17 protein-coding genes and 2 pseudogenes are annotated in these 20,987 nt (G+C 64.8%); 14 read left to right on the top strand and 5 right to left on the bottom strand.

What is annotated here, in order from left to right; translation table 11 throughout:
* Positions 1-63: 63 nt before the first annotated feature.
* Both ruvX and EUV02_RS03700 read right to left on the bottom strand, forming a co-directional pair.
* Positions 64-534 carry a Holliday junction resolvase RuvX gene (gene ruvX, locus EUV02_RS03705; protein WP_135244853.1) on the bottom strand — a complete coding sequence of 157 codons (471 nt, stop codon included), beginning with the start codon at positions 532-534 and terminating at the stop codon, positions 64-66.
* A complete protein-coding gene (locus tag EUV02_RS03700) occupies positions 531-1,676 on the bottom strand; it encodes a DUF3089 domain-containing protein (protein ID WP_135244852.1) in 1,146 nt (381 codons plus the stop codon). The genes ruvX and EUV02_RS03700 overlap by 4 nt, the downstream gene beginning before the upstream one ends.
* A gap of 1,154 nt (positions 1,677-2,830) precedes the next feature.
* On the opposite strand from EUV02_RS03700, the pseudogene EUV02_RS16085 reads away from it, so the two are divergent.
* The 3 genes and pseudogenes from EUV02_RS16085 to EUV02_RS03685 form a co-directional block, all read left to right on the top strand.
* Positions 2,831-2,929, top strand: a pseudogene (locus EUV02_RS16085) (PEPxxWA-CTERM sorting domain-containing protein); the annotation flags it as partial.
* A gap of 142 nt (positions 2,930-3,071) precedes the next feature.
* Positions 3,072-4,751: an N-acyl-D-amino-acid deacylase family protein gene (locus EUV02_RS03690; RefSeq protein WP_135244851.1), complete on the top strand. Its 1,680-nt coding sequence runs from the start codon at positions 3,072-3,074 to the stop codon at positions 4,749-4,751.
* Positions 4,752-4,754: 3 nt separating this feature from the next.
* Positions 4,755-5,618 carry an anthrax toxin lethal factor-related metalloendopeptidase gene (locus EUV02_RS03685; RefSeq protein ID WP_135244850.1) on the top strand — a complete coding sequence of 288 codons (864 nt, stop codon included), beginning with the start codon at positions 4,755-4,757 and terminating at the stop codon, positions 5,616-5,618.
* A gap of 74 nt (positions 5,619-5,692) precedes the next feature.
* On the opposite strand, the gene EUV02_RS03680 is transcribed toward EUV02_RS03685, so the two are convergent.
* A complete protein-coding gene (locus tag EUV02_RS03680; protein WP_135244849.1) occupies positions 5,693-6,775 on the bottom strand; it encodes an alpha/beta fold hydrolase in 1,083 nt (360 codons plus the stop codon).
* Positions 6,776-6,875: 100 nt separating this feature from the next.
* Here EUV02_RS03680 and gatC point away from each other — a divergent pair, with 100 nt between their 5' ends.
* From gatC to EUV02_RS03645, 7 genes are all read left to right on the top strand, one after another.
* Entirely contained in the window at positions 6,876-7,163 is a 288-nt protein-coding gene (gene gatC, locus EUV02_RS03675) for an Asp-tRNA(Asn)/Glu-tRNA(Gln) amidotransferase subunit GatC (RefSeq protein WP_135244848.1), read from the top strand.
* Positions 7,163-8,638: an Asp-tRNA(Asn)/Glu-tRNA(Gln) amidotransferase subunit GatA gene (gatA, locus tag EUV02_RS03670; RefSeq protein ID WP_135244847.1), complete on the top strand. Its 1,476-nt coding sequence runs from the start codon at positions 7,163-7,165 to the stop codon at positions 8,636-8,638. The genes gatC and gatA overlap by 1 nt, the downstream gene beginning before the upstream one ends.
* A gap of 25 nt (positions 8,639-8,663) precedes the next feature.
* A complete protein-coding gene (locus tag EUV02_RS03665) occupies positions 8,664-9,068 on the top strand; it encodes a GtrA family protein (protein WP_135244846.1) in 405 nt (134 codons plus the stop codon).
* A 2-nt stretch (positions 9,069-9,070) separates the two neighbouring features.
* The gene (locus EUV02_RS03660) at positions 9,071-10,051 is read left to right on the top strand and encodes a glycosyltransferase family 2 protein (protein WP_135244845.1); all 981 of its coding nucleotides are present in this window, start codon (positions 9,071-9,073) and stop codon (positions 10,049-10,051) included.
* Between the two features lie 45 nt (positions 10,052-10,096).
* Positions 10,097-11,593, top strand: a complete 1,497-nt coding sequence (gatB, locus tag EUV02_RS03655; RefSeq protein WP_135244844.1) for an Asp-tRNA(Asn)/Glu-tRNA(Gln) amidotransferase subunit GatB — start codon at positions 10,097-10,099, stop codon at positions 11,591-11,593.
* A 383-nt stretch (positions 11,594-11,976) separates the two neighbouring features.
* Positions 11,977-13,086 (top strand): acyltransferase family protein, encoded by a 1,110-nt coding sequence (locus tag EUV02_RS03650; protein ID WP_135244843.1) that lies wholly within the window; start codon positions 11,977-11,979, stop codon positions 13,084-13,086.
* Positions 13,087-13,178: 92 nt separating this feature from the next.
* Entirely contained in the window at positions 13,179-13,826 is a 648-nt protein-coding gene (locus tag EUV02_RS03645) for a 1-acyl-sn-glycerol-3-phosphate acyltransferase (RefSeq protein WP_166430484.1), read from the top strand.
* 52 nt (positions 13,827-13,878) lie between these two features.
* Here EUV02_RS03645 and EUV02_RS03640 read toward each other — a convergent pair whose 3' ends face one another.
* Both EUV02_RS03640 and serB read right to left on the bottom strand, forming a co-directional pair.
* Positions 13,879-15,378 (bottom strand): DUF4403 family protein, encoded by a 1,500-nt coding sequence (locus EUV02_RS03640; protein WP_135244841.1) that lies wholly within the window; start codon positions 15,376-15,378, stop codon positions 13,879-13,881.
* Between the two features lie 15 nt (positions 15,379-15,393).
* The gene (serB, locus tag EUV02_RS03635; RefSeq protein ID WP_135244840.1) at positions 15,394-16,263 is read right to left on the bottom strand and encodes a phosphoserine phosphatase SerB; all 870 of its coding nucleotides are present in this window, start codon (positions 16,261-16,263) and stop codon (positions 15,394-15,396) included.
* Between serB and miaA the strand changes: the two genes are divergently transcribed.
* The 4 genes and pseudogenes from miaA (at position 16,262) to ilvN (ending at position 20,919) form a co-directional block, all read left to right on the top strand.
* A complete protein-coding gene (gene miaA / locus EUV02_RS03630) occupies positions 16,262-17,137 on the top strand; it encodes a tRNA (adenosine(37)-N6)-dimethylallyltransferase MiaA (RefSeq protein ID WP_135244839.1) in 876 nt (291 codons plus the stop codon). The two genes, serB and miaA, sit on opposite strands and share 2 nt — an antisense overlap.
* A gap of 1,220 nt (positions 17,138-18,357) precedes the next feature.
* Positions 18,358-18,474: pseudogene (locus EUV02_RS16080) on the top strand (PEPxxWA-CTERM sorting domain-containing protein); the annotation flags it as partial.
* Positions 18,475-18,640: 166 nt separating this feature from the next.
* A complete protein-coding gene (locus EUV02_RS03620; RefSeq protein ID WP_135244837.1) occupies positions 18,641-20,410 on the top strand; it encodes an acetolactate synthase 3 large subunit in 1,770 nt (589 codons plus the stop codon).
* On the top strand, positions 20,410-20,919 hold the full coding sequence (ilvN, locus tag EUV02_RS03615; RefSeq protein WP_135244836.1) for an acetolactate synthase small subunit: 510 nt from the start codon (positions 20,410-20,412) through the stop codon (positions 20,917-20,919). The genes EUV02_RS03620 and ilvN overlap by 1 nt, the downstream gene beginning before the upstream one ends.
* The last annotated feature ends 68 nt before the right edge of the window (positions 20,920-20,987 follow it).

Here is a 20,987-nt window from a genome sequence, read left to right as displayed (position 1 = left end):
CGATTATTTGGCGCTCTTCAAATGGGTGCAGGCCTCAGGCCTGCCCGCCGGAGGCTCTAAATTCTAAAGCGTCGCCGTCATCAACGCATCGATGGCACCCTGCAAAATATGCGCCGCCGCCAGCTTGTCGACGAGTTCGTGGCGTTTGGCGCGGCTGAGGTCGGCGTCGATCATCGCGCGTTCGACCGCGACGGTTGACCAGCGTTCGTCCCACCACAGCAGCGGCATGCTAAGGTGCTGGTCGATACTGCGGGCGAATTCGCGGACGGATTGCGTGCGCTTGCTGTCGCTGCCGTCCATGTTGAGCGGTAGGCCAACGACCAGCCCGACGACGCGTTCGCGGGCGATGACGGCGCGCAGTTTGGCAAGGTCGGGGGTGAATTTGGTGCGCGCGATGGTCTCCAGCGGCGTCGCGAAGCTCCAGCCGGCGTCGCAGGTCGCCAGGCCGATGGTGCGCGTGCCGACATCGAGCCCAGCCAGTCGGCCGCGCTGCGCCAGCGCCTCGCGAAACGCTGTGGTACTGTCGTGGATCACTGCGGATCGACGCCTGCGGGCGCGAGCGTGGCTGCCTGGAAGGCATTAACCCGCGCCTCGGCATCTGCGCGGATGTTCGCCCAGAACAGGTTGTAGTCATAGACGTGATAGTTGTTGCCGGGCAGCACATAGGTACCGAAACCGGCGGGCGGCTCGCCAATATTGAGGTAGCCGTCGTTGCCGCAGACGGCGCCGATGGTGTGCGCGGGCAGCGGCTTGCCGGCCTTGGCGACGGCGATTTCGAGCGCGCCGAGGTTGCGCGCGGGAGCTGCGGCTTCGTTGGTGGCGCGACCGAGCAGCGGGTTGGTGCACAGCATCGCGGTGCCGGCACGCGGCTTGCCGGTCAGGCCGGTGCCGGCATCGAAGACCGCGCGCAAGTCGGCGGTTTCGGCGGGCGTGGCGAAGCTCTGCCAACTCAGCACGCAGCCGGTCGCGTCATCCGCCGCGCACGCCGGTAGCGCCATTGCGGGCAGATCGGCCTCGACCGAGATCGGCCAGCCGACGACATAGGCCGCGACGATGCGGCGGGCGAGCGGCGTGCCGGCGATATGCTCCTTGAGCAGCCGTGACAAGTGCAACGCACCCTGGCTGTGGCCGGCGAGGAGGATCGGCTGGCCGGCGGGGATGCTGGCGACGAACGCATCGAACGCCCTCACCACGTCCGAGTAGGCGAGGTCGAGCGCCTTCGCCGCGTCGGGCTTGTCGGTCAGGAACGCACCGAAGGTCGCCTGACGGTAGCGCGGCGCGTAGATGGCAGCGACGCCGTTGAACGCGGTCGCCTGCCCCTTGAGCATCATGTCGAGGCGTTCGTTGGTCGCCTTGTCATCGAGCGGCGCGTTCCAGCCGCTGCGATCGATGAAGCCGGTCGGGGTGACGAAGAAAAGCGCGACACCGGGCTTGGGTGCGGCGGTGTAGCCGACGGGCGCCCATAGCGCGACATTGTCCTTGATATCGGGACCGGCCTGCCAGCTGGATACCTTGGCATAGTCGGGCGCCGGTGGGGCCGCGGCAACATCGAAGCTTTTGCCCGGCACCAATGCGGCCGAAATCAGCTGGAAGCCGAACAGCCGGTAGATCGTCGCCGCGATGATGACGAGCACGACCAATATCGTGATGATCCACAGGAAACGACGCGCCGGCATGTTCGATTCTCCAACAATCGGCCGCGCATAACACAGGCTGCCGGGCGCGCCTATGTCACCGCGTTCGCCGATTCCGGAGGCCGCTTCACCCTTTGATTTTTCGGCCTTGAGATGCGCGTTGCGCTGGCCGGAAATCTCATAACGGCCTCGAAAGTGTCAAGAATCTTTACACTTCCGAAATTTACAAAAAGGTTAAGATATTGAAATTAATATTAGTTAATTTTTGGCATGGAATTTGCTTAACGAATTATGAAGCTGAGGCGCTCAGGGAGCCGAATCTTCACATTGCAACGGCGGCAGCTATGCCGCAAACCTTGAGAGGAAAATCGATGTTGTCCAAAACCTTACTACTGACCAGCCTGGCGGCGGCCGCGCTTTCGGGTGCCACTATGGCCAGCGCCGGCGGTGTCATCACCAACGGCTCCTATTCGGTTGGCATCGGGGCCAATGGGGAACTTTATGACAACGCCACGGGTGTCGGCTTCCGCCGCCTGTCCGATGGTTTTGATCCGCTGGCACCCGGCAACCCGCGCGACAGCTGGGGCATCAGCACCAGCCTCGGCAATGCCTGGGCCGACCAGAACTTCTATGGCACGTCGGGAATCACGGGCACGACATTCACGCAGGGCGCGGCCTGGGCCAAGGCCGTCAGCACGACAACTGCCGGTGCCAATGTCACGCATATGTACAACTTCGCGGCACCGAATATCGTCAGGGTACACCAGGTCGTGACCAATACCAGCAGCGGCATGCTGACGTTCAAGTTCCAGCGCAACTGGGATGTCGACATCGCGCCGACGCCTTTCAACGAAAACAGCTACGGTCACGTCGGTGTCCACCCGAATGTCATCGACTCAAGCTACTACGGATTCGAAAATCCGAACCCGGCGGTCGCTTACAGCCTCAGTTGCGCCGCGAATTGCAACGCGATCGGCGATCTGGGCGGCGGCATCAAGGTCGGCACCTGGACGCTCAAGCCCGGCACTTCGATGAGCTTCAACTACTTCTACGGCATCAACAATGCCCGCCAGGATTCGGATACACTGACGGCGCAGATGTTCCTGGCGGACTCGGACTACAATATCCTCAGCCAGAGCATGGACGGCGGTCAATATCCGCTCCACGGGGCGAACTCGACGGCAATCGGCTTCAACAGCGCCGTGCCCGAGCCGGCCAGCTGGGCGTTGATGATCGTCGGCTTCGGCATGGTCGGTGCCGCAGCACGGCGTCGCCAGTTCGCCATCAGCGCATAAAAAGCGCTTCAGCAAAGTACTTCGGGGCGGAGGTGCAAACCTCCGCCCCCTCTTTTTTACCCCGCCAGCTTTCCTATTTGACGTGGCGACTTCCCTTTTGGCTGCAAATTTGACAGCCTGTGTCACCACAAGGGGAAGTTCGATGGTCAGGCTGACGACGGTTGCGCTGCTTCTCGTATCGACGGCGGCCTTTGCCCGACCCGATGTGCTGATCAGCGGCGGGACGATCTACGACGGCAGCGGCGATGCACCTTACCCCGGTTGGGTGGCCATCGAGGGCGACCGCATTGTCGCGCTGGGAAAGGCCGGCACCGCACCGCCGTCCGCCGCCAAGGTCATCGATGCGACCGGCAAGGCGGTATCGCCGGGCTTCGTCAACATGCTGAGCTGGGCGACCGAGTCACTGATCGCCGATGGCCGCGGCTTAAGCGACATCACGCAGGGCGTGACGCTCGAGGTCATGGGCGAAGGCAATTCGATGGGGCCGCTCAACTCGGCAATGAAGGCGCAGATGGTCAAGGACCAGGCCGACATTACCTATCCCGTCACCTGGACAACACTCGGCGAGTATCTGACTTTCCTCGAGAAAAAGGGCATCGCCCCCAATGTCGCGAGCTTTGTCGGCGCCACCACGGTGCGCGTCCATGAAATCGGCGAAGGCGATGTCGACCCCTCGCCCGCACAGCTCGCGGCGATGCAGAAACTGGTGCGGCAGGCGATGAACGAGGGCGCGATGGGGGTCGGCAGCTCGCTGATCTATGCGCCGGCATTCTTTGCGGAAACGCCTGAACTGATTGCGCTCGCCAAGGCCAGTGCCGATTGCGGCGGCATGTACATCAGCCACATCCGCAACGAGAGCGACCATATCGACACCGCCATCGCCGAACTCATTGAAATCTCCAAGGCTTCGGGCGGGCCGGCGGAAATCTACCACCTCAAGCAGGCGGGCAAGGAGAATTGGGGCAAACTCGATGCGGTGATCGCGCAGGTCGAGGCCGCGCGGGCTGCCGGTCAGCGCATTACCGCCGATATGTACACCTATACTGCCGGCGCGACGGGGCTCGATGCATCGATGCCGCTGTGGGTGCAGGCGGGCGGCACCGATGCATGGATTGCCCGGCTCAAGGACCCGGCGACACGCGCCAAGGTCGCCTCCGAAATGAAGAAGCCCTTCCCCGGCCAGGAAAATCTGCTGCTCGCCGCAGGCTCACCCGACAAGGTGCTGCTGATCGGCTTCAAGAACCCGGCGCTGAAGAAATACACCGGCATGACGCTGGCGCAGGTCGCCAAGCTGCGCGGCACGTCGCCGGAGGACACCGCAATCGACCTCGTCATCGAAGACGGCACCCGTGTCGGCACTGTCTATTTCCTGATGGACGAGGCCAATGTCGCGCGCCAGACCGGCTTGCCCTGGGTGGCATTCGGCTCGGATGCCGAAGCCCCCGCACCCGAGGGCGTCTTCCTGCTTTCGAGCACGCATCCAAGGGCTTACGGCAATGTGTCGAGACTGCTTGGCAAATATGTGCGCGAAGAAAACAAGGCGACTTTACCCGATGCCATCCGTCGTCTGACCAGTTTCCCCGCGACAAACCTCGGCATCACCGACCGCGGGCTTCTCAAGGCCGGCAACTACGCCGATGTCGTGGTTTTCGACCCGGCAACGATCATCGACCATGCGACCTATGAAAAACCGCAGCAGCTTTCGACCGGCGTCGATCAGGTCTTCGTCAACGGTGTGCAGGTGCTCAAGGACGGCAAGCCGACCGGCAAGGCGGCCGGGCGCTTCGTCAAGGGGCCCGGCGCCGGCAAGTGCGCCAGCTAGGCCATGCCGACGGACCTCGACAAGTTGCTCGGTCTCGGCGGCTCGGCCGATGCCAGCGATTTGGCGGCGGTGCGGCCGGCAGCCGCGCAACTGCCGCCGCAAGTGCTGAGCTTCCTGCGCATGAAGGGGGCGCGCATCATCGTCTGTCGCGGGTCGATTACCGATCATGCCAAGGACCTCAAGGGCGTGCAGCCGCGCGGCTGGCCGGCGGGGATGACCTGGGACATCGTGCCCGGTGTCTATCTGCCCAACCGCAAGCAGGTCGTGGTCGCGACGCTGCCCATGCCCGGCGGCAGGCGCTTGCCGGTGCGCGGTGAAGGTCATGGTTCGTTCAACCTGCTTCTCCACGAAACCATGCATGGTCATGATTTCCTGAAGAATCATCGTTTACTTGGTGCCAGCAAATTCGTCGCCGCGCGCACTGCCGATTTCGCCAAGCTTGGCAGTTACGAACAACAGGCGGGCGACGCCGGACTGCAGGAAACCTATGCCGAAAGCGCCGCGCGCGCCTTTGGGCGCGACACCACCCTGCCCGCCGCCTGGCCGCAACTGGCAAAGTTCTGGGCGCTGCTCGACCCCGGCCAGTTGCAACTGGCGCCCGAAACCATCGAAGAAGCCCCGCCACGCCGCCGCATCAAATCGCGCCGCGCTACACCGGTCGGCACTGCGCAAGTCCACCATGACGGCAGCATCGAACTCAACCTGCGTGCCGACGCCGGTGACGGCGCCATCGGCCACGCGCTGGTGACGATCAAGCCGGGCTCGGCGCGTTACGGCGAGATTGCCAGTCATTTGACCGGCGCGCCGCAGGGGCTTGTGCCGCAGGCGCTGGCGCCGAGCGGACCGATGGTGGTGAAGCCGTTTTAAGAGCTTCCGGCGGGCAGGCCTGAGGCCTGCATCCTATATGAGTGTAGGGGCGAGCCCCTGCCCGCCGGAGGCCCTTATTCTGACCTTTTCAGCAACTCGACCAGATCCGCCTTCCAGAACTTCGCCCAAGTGTGCGTGCTGTGGCCGCGGCCTTCGGCGGTTTCGGGGATCAGGATGAACTTGGCATTGGGCATCTTGGCGGCTTCGCGCGGGGCGATGTCGAGGCCGGGTGGGTTGATGAAGTCGTCGGCGCTGTTGATCCAGGTGACAGGGACGGTGATACGGCCGAGCAGCGGCGCCGGGTTGTAGTTGCGCGAGGCATCGAGGCGGTAGATCACGTCATTGGCGTCCGACGCAGCGATACTGGCTTCGACCTGGCCTTCGAGCGCCTTTTCGGCCGCGGCGCGTGTTGGGTAGTCGGCTTGCTGGCGCACCGGCGCTGAACCGGCAATCAGCGACAGCGACGAGGCGGTGCGCAACCCCATGACCGGCTGCGTGGTATAGGTGCCATTTGCCCAGACCGGATCGGCCTTGATCGCGTCGATGCTCATCATCCGCCACATGCGATTGCGGCCCGCCAGTTCGACGGGCAGGCAGGCGGTCGGCATGATCGCCCTGGCGACGCCGGGGTATGTCGTGCCCCAGACGAAATCCATCATGCAGCCCATCGACGTGCCCATCAGCAGCCGCAGCCGCTTGATGCCGAAGTGTTCGGTGAGCAGCCGGTGCTGCGCGGCGACCATGTCGGCATAGTCGTATTTGGGGAAATTCATCCGCAGCCCGTCGCTGGGTTTCGACGATCCGCCATGGCCGATGGCGTCGGGAAGGATGATGAAATATTTGGTGATATCAAGCGGCTGCCCGGGGCCGTAGAGTTCGTCTGCGAACTGCGGCCGCAGGAATTGCGCGCCCGTCCCGCCGGTACCGTGGAGCACCATCACGGCGTTGTCGATTTGGCCGTCCTTGCCCCGGTGCGGGGTGCCGAGCGTAATGTAGTGTTGGCGCAGTTCGGGCAGTTTCTCGCCGCTGCCGAAGCTGAAATCGCGGACGGTGAAGTCGCCGGGTTTGACCGGCCATTCGGCGGACGAAGCGGGTGCGGCCAAGGTGGCGGCGATAAGGGCGAAGGCGGCAAGCCGCGTGCGTGATGGGATGTTCATCGGGCGAGCCTAGCGCCGTGCGGCAACGCGTCAAGCGCGCGGCTTGAGGTGCGTCCATTGCCATGCTACCGGCTCCGCAATCTTAACCGCCAGAGGTTTCATGTCCGTAGACTCCGCAACCGTCAGAAAGATCGCCCGGCTGGCGCGGATCGATATCGCCGAAAGCGATGTCGATGTGCTCGCCGGCGAGCTCAGCAGCATCCTCGGCTGGATCGAGCAACTTGGCGAAGTCGATACCAGCGGCGTGGCGCCGATGACCGCGGTCATCCCCAACCATCTGGCGTGGCGCGCCGATGTCGTCACCGATGGCGGCGTCCGCGACAAGGTGCTGGCCAACGCCCCGCAGGCCGAATTCGGCTTTTTTGCCGTGCCGAAGGTGATCGAATAGTGACCGAACTGACCAACCTGACCATCGGCGCGATGCGCGACGGGCTGCGCGCCAAGTCATTTTCGGCCGTAGAGCTCACCGACAGCCACATCGCTGCGGTCGAAAGCGCGCGGGCGCTCAACGCCTTCATCGTCGAAACCCCCGACCATGCGCGCGCCGGAGCGACGGCTGCCGATGCGGCGCTGGCCAAGGGCGAGGCCAAGCCGCTGACGGGCATCCCGCTCGGCATCAAGGATCTGTTCGCGACGCAGGGCGTGCAGACGACCGCGGCGTCGAAAATCCTCGAAGGCTTTGTGCCGCAGTACGAATCCACCGTGACGTCGCAGCTGTTTGCCGATGGTGCGGTGATGCTCGGCAAGCTCAACCTTGACCAGTTCGCGATGGGATCATCGAACGAAACCAGTGCGTTCGGCAATGTCATTTCGCCGTGGCGCGCCGAAGGCTCGAACCGTCAGCTTGTGCCCGGCGGCTCGTCGGGCGGCTCGGCGGCAGCGGTTTCGGCGCGGCTCGTCGCGGGTGCGACGGGCACCGACACCGGCGGCTCGATCCGCCAGCCGGCGGCGTTCGTCGGCATCGCCGGCATCAAGCCGACCTATGGCCGCTGCTCGCGTTGGGGCGTGGTGGCATTCGCCTCGTCGCTCGACCAGGCGGGGCCGATGGCGCGCGACGTCCGCGACTGCGCCATCCTGCTCAAGTCCATGTCGGGCTATGACCCGAAGGATTCGACCTCGCTCAACCTGCCCGTCCCCGATTTCGAGGCGGCGTTGACCGGCGACCTGCGCGGCGTGCGCGTCGGTGTGCCGAAGGAATACCGCCTCGAAGGCCTCGATCCGACCATCGACGCGCTGTGGACGCAGGGGCTGGCGTGGCTGAAAGATGCCGGCGCCACCATCGTCGATGTGTCGCTGCCGCACACGAAATACGCGCTGCCGACCTATTACATCGTCGCGCCTGCCGAAGCCTCGTCGAACCTCGCGCGTTATGACGGCGTGCGCTACGGGCTGCGCGTCACCCCCGACGGCGCCAGCCTCGCGGAAATGTACTCAGCCACGCGCGCTGCGGGCTTCGGCGCCGAGGTCAAGCGCCGCATCATGATCGGCACCTATGTGCTGTCGGCGGGCTTTTACGACGCCTACTACACGCAGGCACAGAAGGTCCGGACGCTGATTTCGCGCGACTTCACCGAAGCTTTCGAAAAGTGCGACGTGCTACTGACGCCGACGGCGCCGAGCGCGGCGTTCGCGTTCGGCGACAAGGCCGACCCGCTCGAGATGTACCTCAACGACGTCTTCACCGTGCCGTCCTCGCTCGCCGGACTGCCGGCGATGTCGGTGCCCGCCGGGCTGTCGCCGACGGGGTTGCCGCTCGGGTTGCAGCTGATCGGCCGCGCGCTCGACGAAGTCGGCGTGCTCAACGCCGGCTACGCCATCGAACGTGCCGCCGGGTTCAGTGCCGCCCCGTCGAAATGGTGGTAACCATGCTGCGGCAGGTTCGCTGACCATGCCGCAGGCGCGGCGGGCCTTTGCGTTGCAATTCGGGCGCTTCGCCGTCGTCGGCCTCGCCAACACCGCGACGACCTATGTGGCGATGTGGCTGCTCCATGCCAAGCTCGGCATCGATGTCGAGGTGGCGGGCCGCAGCGCCTATGTTATCGGCGCCATCCAGGGCTTCCTGCTCAGCCGCTACTGGACGTTCACCCACGCCGGCCAGGGCGCGGTGGCGCCGCAGGTGCTGGGCTTCATCGTCGTCAATTTGTTGTGCGCGGCACTGTTCGGCCGCGCAGTGGTGCTGCTTGACAACTGGCTACCGTTACCGTTGGCTACCGTCGGCGCGACGATGCTGGTCATCCCGGTGAGCTTCATTCTGTACCGCTGGTTCGTGTTCCGCAGCAAAGGCAAGGCTTGACGATGACCGCCGGCACCGCGCAGCACCCCGAGCTGACCATATTGGTGCCGGTGTATAATGAACAGGACAGCATCGCGCCGTTCGTTGCGGCACTGGCGCCGGTGCTCGACAGCATCACGCGCGACTGGGAAATCCTGTTCGTCAATGACGGCAGCCGCGACGCCACCATCGCCGAGATCCGCGCCGCACATGGCCGCGACCCGCGCATCGTCGCGATCGATTTCTCGCGTAACTTCGGCAAGGAAAGCGCGCTCAGCGCCGGGCTCGACCATGCACGCGGCCGCGCCGTCATCCCGATGGATGTCGATCTGCAGGACCCGCCCGAAGTCATCCCCGAAATGGTCGCGCGCTGGCGCGAGGGCGCCGAGGTCGTGCTGGCACGCCGCGAAAACCGCGACAGCGACACGCGGTTGAAGCGGGTCACCGCCAACATGTTCTACGCGATGCTGGCGCGGCTTGGTGATACGCCGATCCCGCGCAATGTCGGCGATTTCCGGCTGATCGACGCGCGCGTCGTCGAAGCGTTGCGCAGCTACGGCGAGCGCGAGCGCTTCATGAAGGGCATTTTCGCGCATGTCGGGTTCAAGACTGCGACGGTGAATTATGTGCGGCCGCGGCGCGCGCACGGGCAGACCAAGTTCCGCCCGGTGCAGCTGTACAATCTGGCGCTCGACGGCATCGTGTCGTTTTCGACCTTTCCGCTGAAGATCTGGACCTATCTCGGCTTTGCCGGGGCGTTTCTGGCATTCGCCTATACCGCGTTCATCGTCGGGCGGACGCTGGTCAGCGGCGTCGATGTGCCGGGCTACGCGTCGCTGATGGTCGTCATGCTGACCTTCAACAGCATCATCCTGATCGGCATGGGCGTGCAGGGCGAATATATCGCGCGCATCTTCGCCGAGGTGAAGGCGCGCCCGCTGTATTTGGTGCGCGAACGCATCGGCGACGCTGGCACTGGTACCGAGACAGAGCGTCGCGACTGACCGCAAGCGCTTGCAAAACGCGCCGTGTCGCAGCAAAGAAACGCCATGACCTACACCGATGATGGAAGCCACAGCAGCTACCGCGTGCACGGCGCGACCGGCGATTTCGAAATCGTCGTCGGGCTCGAAGTCCACGCGCAGGTAACTGCCAACTCTAAACTGTTTTCAGGCGCCGCCGCGAGCTTTGGTGCCGAGCCCAACGCGCAGGTCAGCCTCGTCGATGCGGCGATGCCGGGCATGCTGCCGGTCCTCAACGGCGAGTGCGTGCGACAGGCGGTGCGGACGGGCCTCGCGCTTGGTGCCGAAATCCATCGCTGGTCGCGCTTCGACCGCAAGAACTACTTCTACGCCGATCTGCCGCAGGGCTACCAGATCAGCCAGCTCTACCACCCGATCGTCGGTGAAGGCACGCTCGCCATCGAACCCGAAGGCGAAGCGCCCAAGCGCGTCGGCATCGAACGCATCCACCTTGAGCAGGACGCCGGCAAATCGATCCACGACCAGTCGCCGACGATGAGCTACGTCGATCTGAACCGCTCGGGCTGCGCGCTGATGGAAATCGTCTCGAAGCCCGACCTGCGCTCGCCGGCCGAGGCCGGGGCGTACGTCAAGAAGCTGCGCTCGCTGCTGCGCTATGTCGGCAGCTGCGACGGCAACATGGAAGAAGGCTCGATGCGCGCCGACGTCAACGTGTCGGTGCGCCGGCCGGGCGAAGGCTTTGGCACGCGCGCCGAAATCAAGAACGTCAACTCGGTGCGCTTCGTCATGGCGGCGATCGAATATGAAGCGCGCCGCCAGGTCGATATCATCGAAGCCGGCGGCGAAGTCGTCCAGGAAACCCGGCTGTTCGACCCCGATAAGGGCGAGACGCGGTCGATGCGCTCGAAGGAAGACGCACACGACTATCGCTACTTCCCCGACCCCGACCTGCTGCCCGTCGAACTCAGCGAAGACTTCATCGCCGAGTGCCTTGAAAGCCTGCCTGAACTGCCCGACGCCAAGCGCGCGCGCTTCGTCCGCGAACTGGGCTTAAGCGATTACAATGCCGACGTGCTGACCGCCGAAAAGGAACCGGCCAACTATTTCGAGGCGCTGGTGCTAGCTACCGGCAAGCCCGCCGCCGAAATCGGCCGCGCCGCATCGAACTTCGTCACCTCGGACCTGTTCGGCGCGTTGAAGAAGCTCGGCCGCGACATCAGCGATTCACCGGTTTCGCCGGCGGCTGCCGCCGAACTGCTGGTGCTGACCGCCGACGGCACGCTGTCGGGCCCGCTCGCCAAGCAGGTGTTCGAAATCATGCTCGAGACTGGCGACCCGGCGGGCAAGATCGTCGAGGAACGCGGTCTCAAACAGGTCACCGACACCGGCGCCATCGAAACCGCCATTGCCGAAATCCTCGCGGCCAACCCCGACAAGGTTGCCGACTTCAAGGGCGGCAAGGACAAGCTGTTCGGCTTCTTCGTCGGCCAGACGATGCGCGCGATGGGTGGCAAGGCCAATCCGGCGGTGGTCAACGAACTGTTGCTCAAGGCACTGGTCTGACTGTTCGAACCGGCCGGTTCACCCGGCCACGCGATGCGACGGCGTGCACACCCGACAGTGCACACTTCGCTCAATTATTTACAATATCAATGGAACATGTCAGTTGCTCGTTCGCTTAGGGGGTTGGGCTTGCCCCCGAAAGCGTAAGGCAATGCCTGCCCTGAAGTACGCGGCCCGGTAGCACGGCCAAGCCGACAGGCGGGATCGTCAATCACCGGGCGCAGACTAATGCGTCCATACAAAGGGATCGTCTCGCAAGCCCGTCGCTGCAGCCGCTCAGGCGGCCACGGTCATCAGGCTGCCAGCGCAACATATTCAAGCCATTGCCCGATCAACAATCCCGTAATGCCACTTCGCTGGCGTCAAAAAGGGTGCCCGGCCCCGTGTCGCGCGGCATCGCGGTGGCGCGCGTCATCTGCATTTTCTGTGTGATGTTCGTGCACACCTGGCCTTCGAGCCATGGCGCCAGCCTGACCGGTGTCGTCACCCCGACGTTCCAGCTCGTTTTCAAGCTGATGGTCGATGTCCTTGGCCGTTCGTCGGTGCCGCTGCTCAGCATCGTTTCGGGTTATCTGCTGGCAAGTGGTGGCACCCATCGCTGGGGCCATCTGATCAGCCACCGCGTCCGCACGCTGCTGGTGCCGCTGTTCCTGTGGAACCTCGCCATGGTCGCGGTGCTGGTGGCAGGGCGCAGCCTTGACCCGACGCCGTGGCCGCTTCCACGCGATGCGGCGACCTGGGTCAATATGCTGCTGGCGCTGCAGCAACCGTCGGTCAATGCGCCGGTAGCGTTCCTGCGCGACCTGTTCGTCTGCATCGTGCTTTCGCCGTTGCTGCTGGTGCTGCTGCAGCGTGGCCGCGTGCTGACGCTGCTGGTGCTCGCGGTGCTGGCGACAAATGTCGCGCTCGACCTGACCGGCGTGCTGCTGATCCGGCCGATGATCCTGTTGTTCTTCGGCTGCGGCATCGCGCTGCGCGTGCACCGCATCGACGTCGGTCACGGCATCATCCGGCCGTGGGCGATTGTGATGGCGCTGGTGCTGGCCGCCGCGACCGTCTGGGGGCCTGCGGCGCTGACGACGTCCAGCGCGACCACGACGATCGAAGTGGCGACCATGATGGTACGGCGTTTCACTGTGGCATATCTGTTCTGGTGTGCGGCACTGGCGCTCGCCGACACGCGCCTGGGCCCACGACTGCGCGCCATCGAACCGTTCATTTTCATGGTGTTCTGCAGCCATGCGATCACCTTCGCGCTGCTCAGTCCCATCGGCCGGGCGCTGGTCGGAAATATCGGCAACCCGCTGTATCCCCTGTATTTCTTTGCCCAGCCGGTGCTGGCACTCGGCATCGGCATCGTCGGCGCGACGGTGCTGGCGCGCACCGCGCCGACGCTCGCGGCATGGTTCAACGCCGGGCGCCTGCCGCCGCGCCGGCTGCCATGGCAGCACACCCCTGTGACCAGCCACCACAAGGACCGCCACGCCGCCTAGCCGGCGCGACAGCATGCCGCTTGCTTTGCGCTCGCGGCGCGCTAGTTTTCGGTGTCAGCGCAAAGCGCGACACGGGGGAGCCAGCGCCGTCTATGACCGAAAAACAGGGTTGGCACGTCAATTTCGATACGAACACGGCGCTCCCGGCCCCCTACCGCGGGCTGGCGTTTGAAATGTTCCGCTGGGTCTGCCTCGCTTATCTCAAACTGACCGGCTGGAAGTGTTTCGGCGACTGGCCGAACTATCCCAAGGCGGTGATGCTGGCGGCACCGCACACGTCGAACTGGGACGCCGTCAACATGCTCGCGGTGGCGTTCTATTACCGCGTGCGATTGCGCTGGATGGCCAAGCAAAGCCTTGTACGCTGGCCGTTCGGCGGGCTGTTGCTCTGGGCCGGCTGTATCCCCATCGATCGCAGCAAGCACAACGACATGGTCAGTTCCATGGTTGCAGCGTTCGCGGCGACCGACGCGATGATCCTGGCGATTGCGCCTGAAGGCACGCGCAGCCTCAACCCCGAATGGAAATCGGGCTTCTACCAGATCGCCCGGCTCGCCAAGGTGCCGATCGTGCTCACCGTCCCTGACTATCCGACGCGCACCTGCGTCGTCAGCGGCGCGCTGTTCCCCAGCGGCGACTATGAGGCCGACCTCGCATTGATGAAGCACCATTACCGCAATGCGCGTGGCAAGCATGTCGGGCAGTTTAGTATCGGAAAGGCCTCCGGCGGGCAGGCCTGAGGCCTGCACCCATTTGTTGGGTGCAGGGGTCACCCCTGCCCGCCGGAGGCTCTTAAGGCCTTGTGCCCATCAACGCCGCCGTTGAATCCACCCGCAAAGTCACCGGCCCGCTGGCGCTGACGAACAGCGTCAGCCAGCCGTCATCGATGGCGAGGTCGGCGGCGTCGAGCTGATCGAGCGCGAGGTTGGTGCTGGTGCCGGCGGGCAGCGCGGCGGTCAGCGGCGCGATGCGGGCATTGGCAGCGGCGATGACGCCGGCGCGGCCGCCGGGCATGTCGAACACTGCGCGGCGACGCAGTTGCTGCAGCACGACGGGTTGCAGCAGCCAGCTTGCCGAGCGCGTCAGCATGCTTTGCGTCGCCACCGTGTAGCGCAGATTGGTGAACGACAGCCGCGCGTTCGCCATGTCGAGCACCGGCGTGCCCTGCAGATACAGCCGTCCGCTGACGCCGCCGAGCCAGCGACCGGTCGCTGCATCGACATCGGCAGCGATGATGACCGCGCCGCCGTCGCCGTTGAGTACGATATTGCGGATGCTGACGGTGCGGTCGCCGAGCTTGAAGTCGGCGCCGCCCGCCACCGCCGCGAGATCGGCGAGCTTGACCGCGACCGGGACTGAAACGCGGAAGCGGCCGGGCGCAGCGACGGCGGCACCCAGCACCGGCAGCGGCACCGGCGTCACCGCTGGCGCAGTACCACCAAGCTGGACATCGGCATCGACCCCGGCAACCAGCGACACGCTGACGAACTGCGCGTCGGTAGCGGGCGTCGAAATCGCGATGCTGCGCGGTTGCAGGCTGAGCCATGCCGGCGGCGCGCCGCTGAGCTGGTGACTGCCCGCCAGTTGCGCCCACCCCGCCATAGCGGCGGTGCGCAGGCGCTGGTCGCGGCGCAATTGCGCGTCGAGCGCGGCGGTCGCGGTGCGCAGACTCGCGGCGATCATGCTTTCTGCCTGTTCGGCGAAGCTGACGCGCAGCGGCAGCGCGAACAGCTGTGCTTCGGCCTTGTCGAACGCCACCTTGATTTCAAGGTTGGGTTCGACCGTCCAGTCAGGGCGCAGTTGCGGCGCAATCGTGCCGCTGATCGTGCCGCTGAACGCCACTGTCTGATCGAATGGCTGGCCAAGCACGGCCTGCATCTTGCCGAACAGACCGCGGCCTTCGCTGCCGGCGTTGATGCGACCGGTCAATGTGGCGTGGCTGTCGACGATCGGCGCGCTGAACGCCAGCTTGCCGTCGGGCGTCGGGGTCAGCGTTACGGGGCCACGGTTGAGCTGCCACTTGGCGCTCGAATCGCCCAGCAACCCCGTCGGGTCGGCCATTTCGCCCGCGAAGCTGCGCGGCACCTGGGCTTCGATCAGCTGCTGCAGCGCGGGCAATGCCAGCGCGATCTGCAGGTTGATTTCGGATGTGGTGTCGCGGTGCGCGGGTGCGGTGCCGGCGGGTGGCCGCACGGCGATGTCGGGCAGACGTTCTGTGGTGGCGCGGTTGACGCCCCAGAGCGCGGCACCCAGCACCGCCACAATCACCGCCAGCCAGCCCAGCCACCGCATAATGTCGCGCTCCCCCTAAACCGCCCAGTCCTTGCGGGCATAGCCTTGCGCATAGAGTAGCACAGTCAGGTCGCCGTGGCGCACCGCGGCTTGTGCGGCGGCCGCGGTGCGCGGCTTGGCGTGATAGGCGATGCCCAGCCCTGCCGCCTCGATCATCGGAATGTCATTGGCCCCGTCGCCGACCGCAAGCGTCGCGGGCAGCGGCACGCCGGCGCTCTGCAATTCAGCGAGCTTGGTAGCGGAATCGACCACCGGCCGCGCCACGGTGCCGGTCAACTTGCCGTCAGCGATTTCAAGGACGTTGGCGACCACGCGCGCAAAGCCGATCTCGGCCCCCACCGGCTCGGCAAACGCTGTGAAACCGCCCGACACGAGGATGGTCGCCGCCCCCGCCCCGCGCATCGTCTGCACCAGCGCGCGGGCGCCGGGCATCAGCCGGACGCGTTCGGCACGGCATTGGTCGATGACCGCGGCGTCGAGGTCCTTGAGCAAAGCCACGCGCGCATCGAGCGCACCGACGAAATCGAGATCGCCGCGCATCGCCGCTTCGGTGATCGCCGCGATCTGCGGCTTGAGCCCGGCGTAATCGGCGAGCTCATCGATGCATTCGACGGTGATCATCGTCGAGTCCATGTCGGCGATCAGCAGGCGCTTGCGGCGCGGTGCAAAGGTGCTCTGCACGATGACGTCGACCGCCGGCAGCGCCGCCTCGAGCACGTCGCGCGCCACCACCAGCTCGAGCCCGGTCAGCGGCAGGTCGGCGGCCAACCCGTCATCGATCCACGTCCAGTGCTGCGGCGTCGCACCGGCGGCGGCCAGCGCGTCGCTCGCCACGCGCAGATCGCCCGGCGACAGCGCGGGGCCAACCAGTGTAGCAAGCAGCATGAGCGAATCCTCTCGGGCAAGGCTGGTGGTTATCGCGGGGCCGACGGCTTCGGGCAAGTCGGCGCATGCGCTGGCGCTGGCAAAAGCCGAGAACGGCGTCATCATCAACGCCGATGCCAGCCAGGTCTATGCCGATTTGCGCGTGCTAAGCGCTAGGCCTTCCCCCGAAGAGGAAGCCCAGGCCCCGCACCGGCTTTACGGCGTCATCGACGGCGCGGTGGCGTGTTCGGCGGCAGGCTGGGCCGAACTGGCAAAGGCCGAGGTCGCGGCGGCGCATGCGGCGGGGCAGTTGCCGATCGTCACCGGCGGCACCGGGCTGTATATCCGCACGCTGCTCGACGGCATCGCGCCGGTGCCCGAAATCGACCCCGGTGTGCGCGGCGAAGTGCGCGCGCTGGGTGCGGAGGCGGCATGGGCGGCGCTCGAACGTGAAGATCCGGCAATGGCCAAACGCCTCAACCGTGCCGACCGCCAGCGCGTGGCGCGCGCGCTTGAAGTGATGCGCGCCACACGACGTTCGCTGGCCGACTGGCAGCAGCAACTGGAGGGCGGCATCGGTGCCGATGTCGAGCTCGACGCGCGTGTCGTCACGCTGCCGCGCGACCAGCTCTACAAGCGCTGCGATGCGCGGCTGGTGGCGATGGTGAACGAAGGCGCGCTCGATGAAGTCGCGGCGCTGCTGGCGCGCCACCTCGCGCCCGACCTGCCGGTGATGAAGGCGCTCGGCGTGCGGGCGTTCGCCGCGCAACTGGCGGGGCGCAGCGACGCCGCGTCCGCCCTCGCCGACGCGCAGCGCGAAACGCGCAATTTCGCCAAGCGCCAGACGACATGGTTCAACAACCAGTCTCCGGGGTGGCCTCGAATTGCGGGTTGATAGCAGCGGTGCAGGGCTGACGGCTTCGGCACGGCTATAGGTCGCATCGTCGACGGAACGATTGGCATTTGCAAATTGCTGCAGTTCCATTGCTCTTTGCAAAGCAAATAGCCGCATAATGCCATTCGCCGGGTGCAGTTGCAGCGAGACCGGCTTGATAAAAGCCAATGCTTGAATTGGCACGATTTGTGCAGATTCCAAATTGCGTCGCCTGAGCCGGCGGTCTGCACATCCGGCGGGGATCAGCCCCGGCGGCGCTAAAGGGATGACCAATGAAGATCATTATTCTGGCGGGCATGACAGCACTGTTGTCTCCCTTCATGTTAAACGCCGCCATGGCCGACGAAAAGTCGGATGCGCCAAAGACCATCGAGTTGAAGGTGTCAAAGGTGCGTGAGGCCAAGACCGACTTTCTGGCGCTGGCCATCGATTCCAAGACCGGCGCCTATTACACGCGCATGGGCTATGGCTATGAAGGCCCAGAAGTGCAGATGTACAAGAATGCTGCGGCGTTTGAAGCCGGCGAGGTCAGCGAGATTTTGAAACTCGATGGCGCCATGATGGCCGGCACCTACATGACCGCAACCGGCGGGCAGCTTTACGGCCGCATCTTCGATGCGCAGGGCGAATGGGGCTGGCCGGACGCCAATATTCTTGGCCGCTGGGACCTTGCCACAGGTCAATTGAACGCCAAGGCCGAAATGTCGAACATGGGCGGCCGCAACGGCAGCGATACGTTCAACTGGGGCGGCTTTTCGGCGCTGAACACCATGCAGGACCAGACCGGCCGCTATGTGATGGGCACCGAAGGCGGCGGCACCTGGGTCGTGTTGAAGGTCGACGAAGACCTGAATGTTCTGGATGGGCGCAAGTTCGAAGCCGGTTCGATGGGTTGGGCCTTCATGAAAAAGGGCCAGGTCTTCATGAGCGACAGCTACGATTCAAACCATATTGGCCAGGTTCTCGACTTTGTCAGTGGCGCATTGGAAAAGGTCAGTTACGACCTGATTGGCTTTGCCAAGGAAGGCGAAAAGCAAGCCAGGGTGTATCTGAGCATGACCAGCTACGATGCCAACAGCGACACCGTCTATTTCCAGAACACCAACGACCAGACCATTTATGAACTCGGGAGCGGCGATAGCGGCGGCTGGAACGGCGGTGGTCATGATGGCGGGGGTTATGATGGCGGTGGTGACACTGGTGGTGGGGACAATGGCGGCGGCGTCAGTGCCGTACCCGAACCGGCAAGCTGGGCGATGATGATCACCGGCTTTGGCCTGATCGGTAGTGCCCAGCGGCGGGCGGCGCGACGTCGCCGTACTGCGCCAACCGCCTGAAGGACTGAAACACGCCGTTCGTGTCGCGCAAGCGCACGAACGGCGCTGTTTATTGCTGATATGAGCCATTCTGTAGCAATATAATTACGACAACCGGGGTTGACACGGCAATTTTGCGTCCGTATTGGCGACGCTTCGTTGTGTAAACCCAACCCCGGAGCCGGCCATGGCCAGCCTTTCTGCATCTGCCCCGCGCGACCTCACCGGCGCCGAGATCATCGTCCAGGCGCTGACCGACCTCGGTGTCGAGGTGATCTTCGGCTATCCCGGCGGCGCGGTGCTGCCGATTTATGACGCGCTGTTCCATCAGACGCGCATCCGCCACATCCTCGTGCGTCACGAACAGGCAGCGATCCACGCGGCCGAAGGCTATGCCCGCAGCACCGGCAAGCCCGGCGTGGCGCTGGTCACCAGCGGCCCCGGCGCGACCAATGCCGTCACCGGCATCACCGATGCGATGTGCGATTCTATCCCGATCGTCGTGCTGACCGGCCAGGTGCCGACGCATCTGATCGGCACCGATGCGTTTCAGGAATGCGACACCGTCGGCATCACGCGCCACTGTTCAAAGCACAACTACCTCGTCAAGGACGTGACGCGGCTCGGCGACATCATCCATGAGGCATTCCACATCGCGACCGCCGGCCGCCCCGGCCCGGTCGTCGTCGATCTGCCCAAGGATATCCAGGTGGCGCGCGCCCGCTACGTCCGCCCCGGCAAGATTGAGCACAAGACGTACAAGCCGCAGATCAAGGGCGATCTGAAGGCGATCGAAGCCGCATGCGAAATGATCGCTGCCGCCGAGCGCCCGATCCTCTACACCGGCGGCGGCATCATCAATTCCGGCCCCGGCGCCGCGCAGATGCTGCGCGAGCTGGCGAAGCTGACCGGTGCGCCGGTGACCACGACGCTGATGGGTCTCGGCACCATCCCGCAGGACGACAAGCAGTTCCTCGGCATGCTGGGGATGCACGGGTCGTACGAAGCCAATATGGCGATGAACCAGTGCGACCTGATGGTTTGCCTTGGCGCGCGCTTCGATGACCGCGTCACCGGGCGCCTCGATGCGTTCTCGCCGAACTCGAAGAAGATCCACGTCGATATCGACCGTTCGTCGATCAACAAGGTGGTGCGCGTCGACCTCGGCATCGTCGGCGACGTCGGTCATGTGCTCGAAGACATGCTCAAGGTGTGGAAGTCGCGCCGGCTGCGCACCCCCGATCTGGCGCAATGGTGGGCGAAAATCGCCGGCTGGCGCGCCCGCGACAGTTTCGGCTTCACGCAAGCCGGCAGCGAGATCATGCCGCAGCAGGCGATCAAGCGGCTATACGAATTGACGCGCAAGGCGCAGCCAATCATCACGACCGAAGTCGGCCAGCACCAGATGTGGGCGGCGCAGCATTTCGGTTTCGATGCGCCGAACAAGTGGCTGACCAGCGGCGGCCTCGGCACGATGGGCTACGGGCTTCCGGCGGCCATCGGCGCGCAGCTCGGCAACCCCAATGCGCTGGTCATCGACATCGCCGGCGAGGCGTCGATCCAGATGAACATCCAGGAGCTCGGCACGGCGATCCAGTACCGACTGCCGGTCAAGATCTTCGTCGTCAACAACGAGTATATGGGGATGGTGCGCCAGTGGCAGGAGCTCAACCACGGCTCGCGCTATTCGGAAAGCTATTCGGATTCGCTGCCTGACTTCGTCAAGCTGGCGGAAGCCTATGGCTGGACTGGTATCCGCATCGAGAACGCCGCCGACCTCGACACCGGCATTGCCGCGATGATCGCAACGCCCGGCCCGGTGCTCGTCGATTGCCGCGTCGCCCAACTGACGAACTGCTTCCCGATGATCGCGTCGGGCGCAGCGCACACTGACATGATGCTCGGCCCCGATGACAAGACATCGGCCGCCGACGAAGATGCACAGGCCCTGGTCTAATGAAAACCGCCCCCTCCGAACGTCATACGCTGTCGATCCTCGTCGATAACGAAGCCGGCGTGCTGGCGCGCATCGTCGGGCTGTTTTCGGCGCGCGGCTACAACATCGACAGCCTGACGGTCGCCGATGTGTCTGGCGACCATGCCGTCAGCCGCATCACCGTGGTGACCAGCGGGCCGCCCGCCGTCATCGAACAGATCATGGCGCAACTCGACCGGCTGGTGCCGGTGCACCGCGTGCTCGACCTGACGGCGCTCGGGCCCCACGTCGAACGCGAGATGGCGCTCGTCAAGGTCGCCGGCGTCGGTGACAAGCGCGTCGAGGCGCTGCGGCTCGCCGACATTTTCCGGGCGCGACCCGTCGACACCACGACGCAAAGCTTCGTCTTCGAAATCAGCGGCTCGACCGAGAAGGTCAACCAGTTCGTCGAGCTGATGCGCGAAGTAGGGCTTGTCGAAGTCGCGCGCACCGGCGTCGTGGCGATTGCTCGCGGCAAGGAAGCCGTTTAACCCCCACCCCACCCTGTCAGCCCGCTGAAACCGGGCACGACGAAAACGAAGCAGCAGGAAAGCACAGA

This window comes from Glacieibacterium arshaanense, assembly GCF_004681125.1.
GTDB lineage: Bacteria > Pseudomonadota > Alphaproteobacteria > Sphingomonadales > Sphingomonadaceae > Polymorphobacter_A > Polymorphobacter_A arshaanense.
The sequence above is the reverse complement of the archived record's forward strand: the minus strand, read 5'-3'. Positions and strand labels throughout refer to the sequence as shown.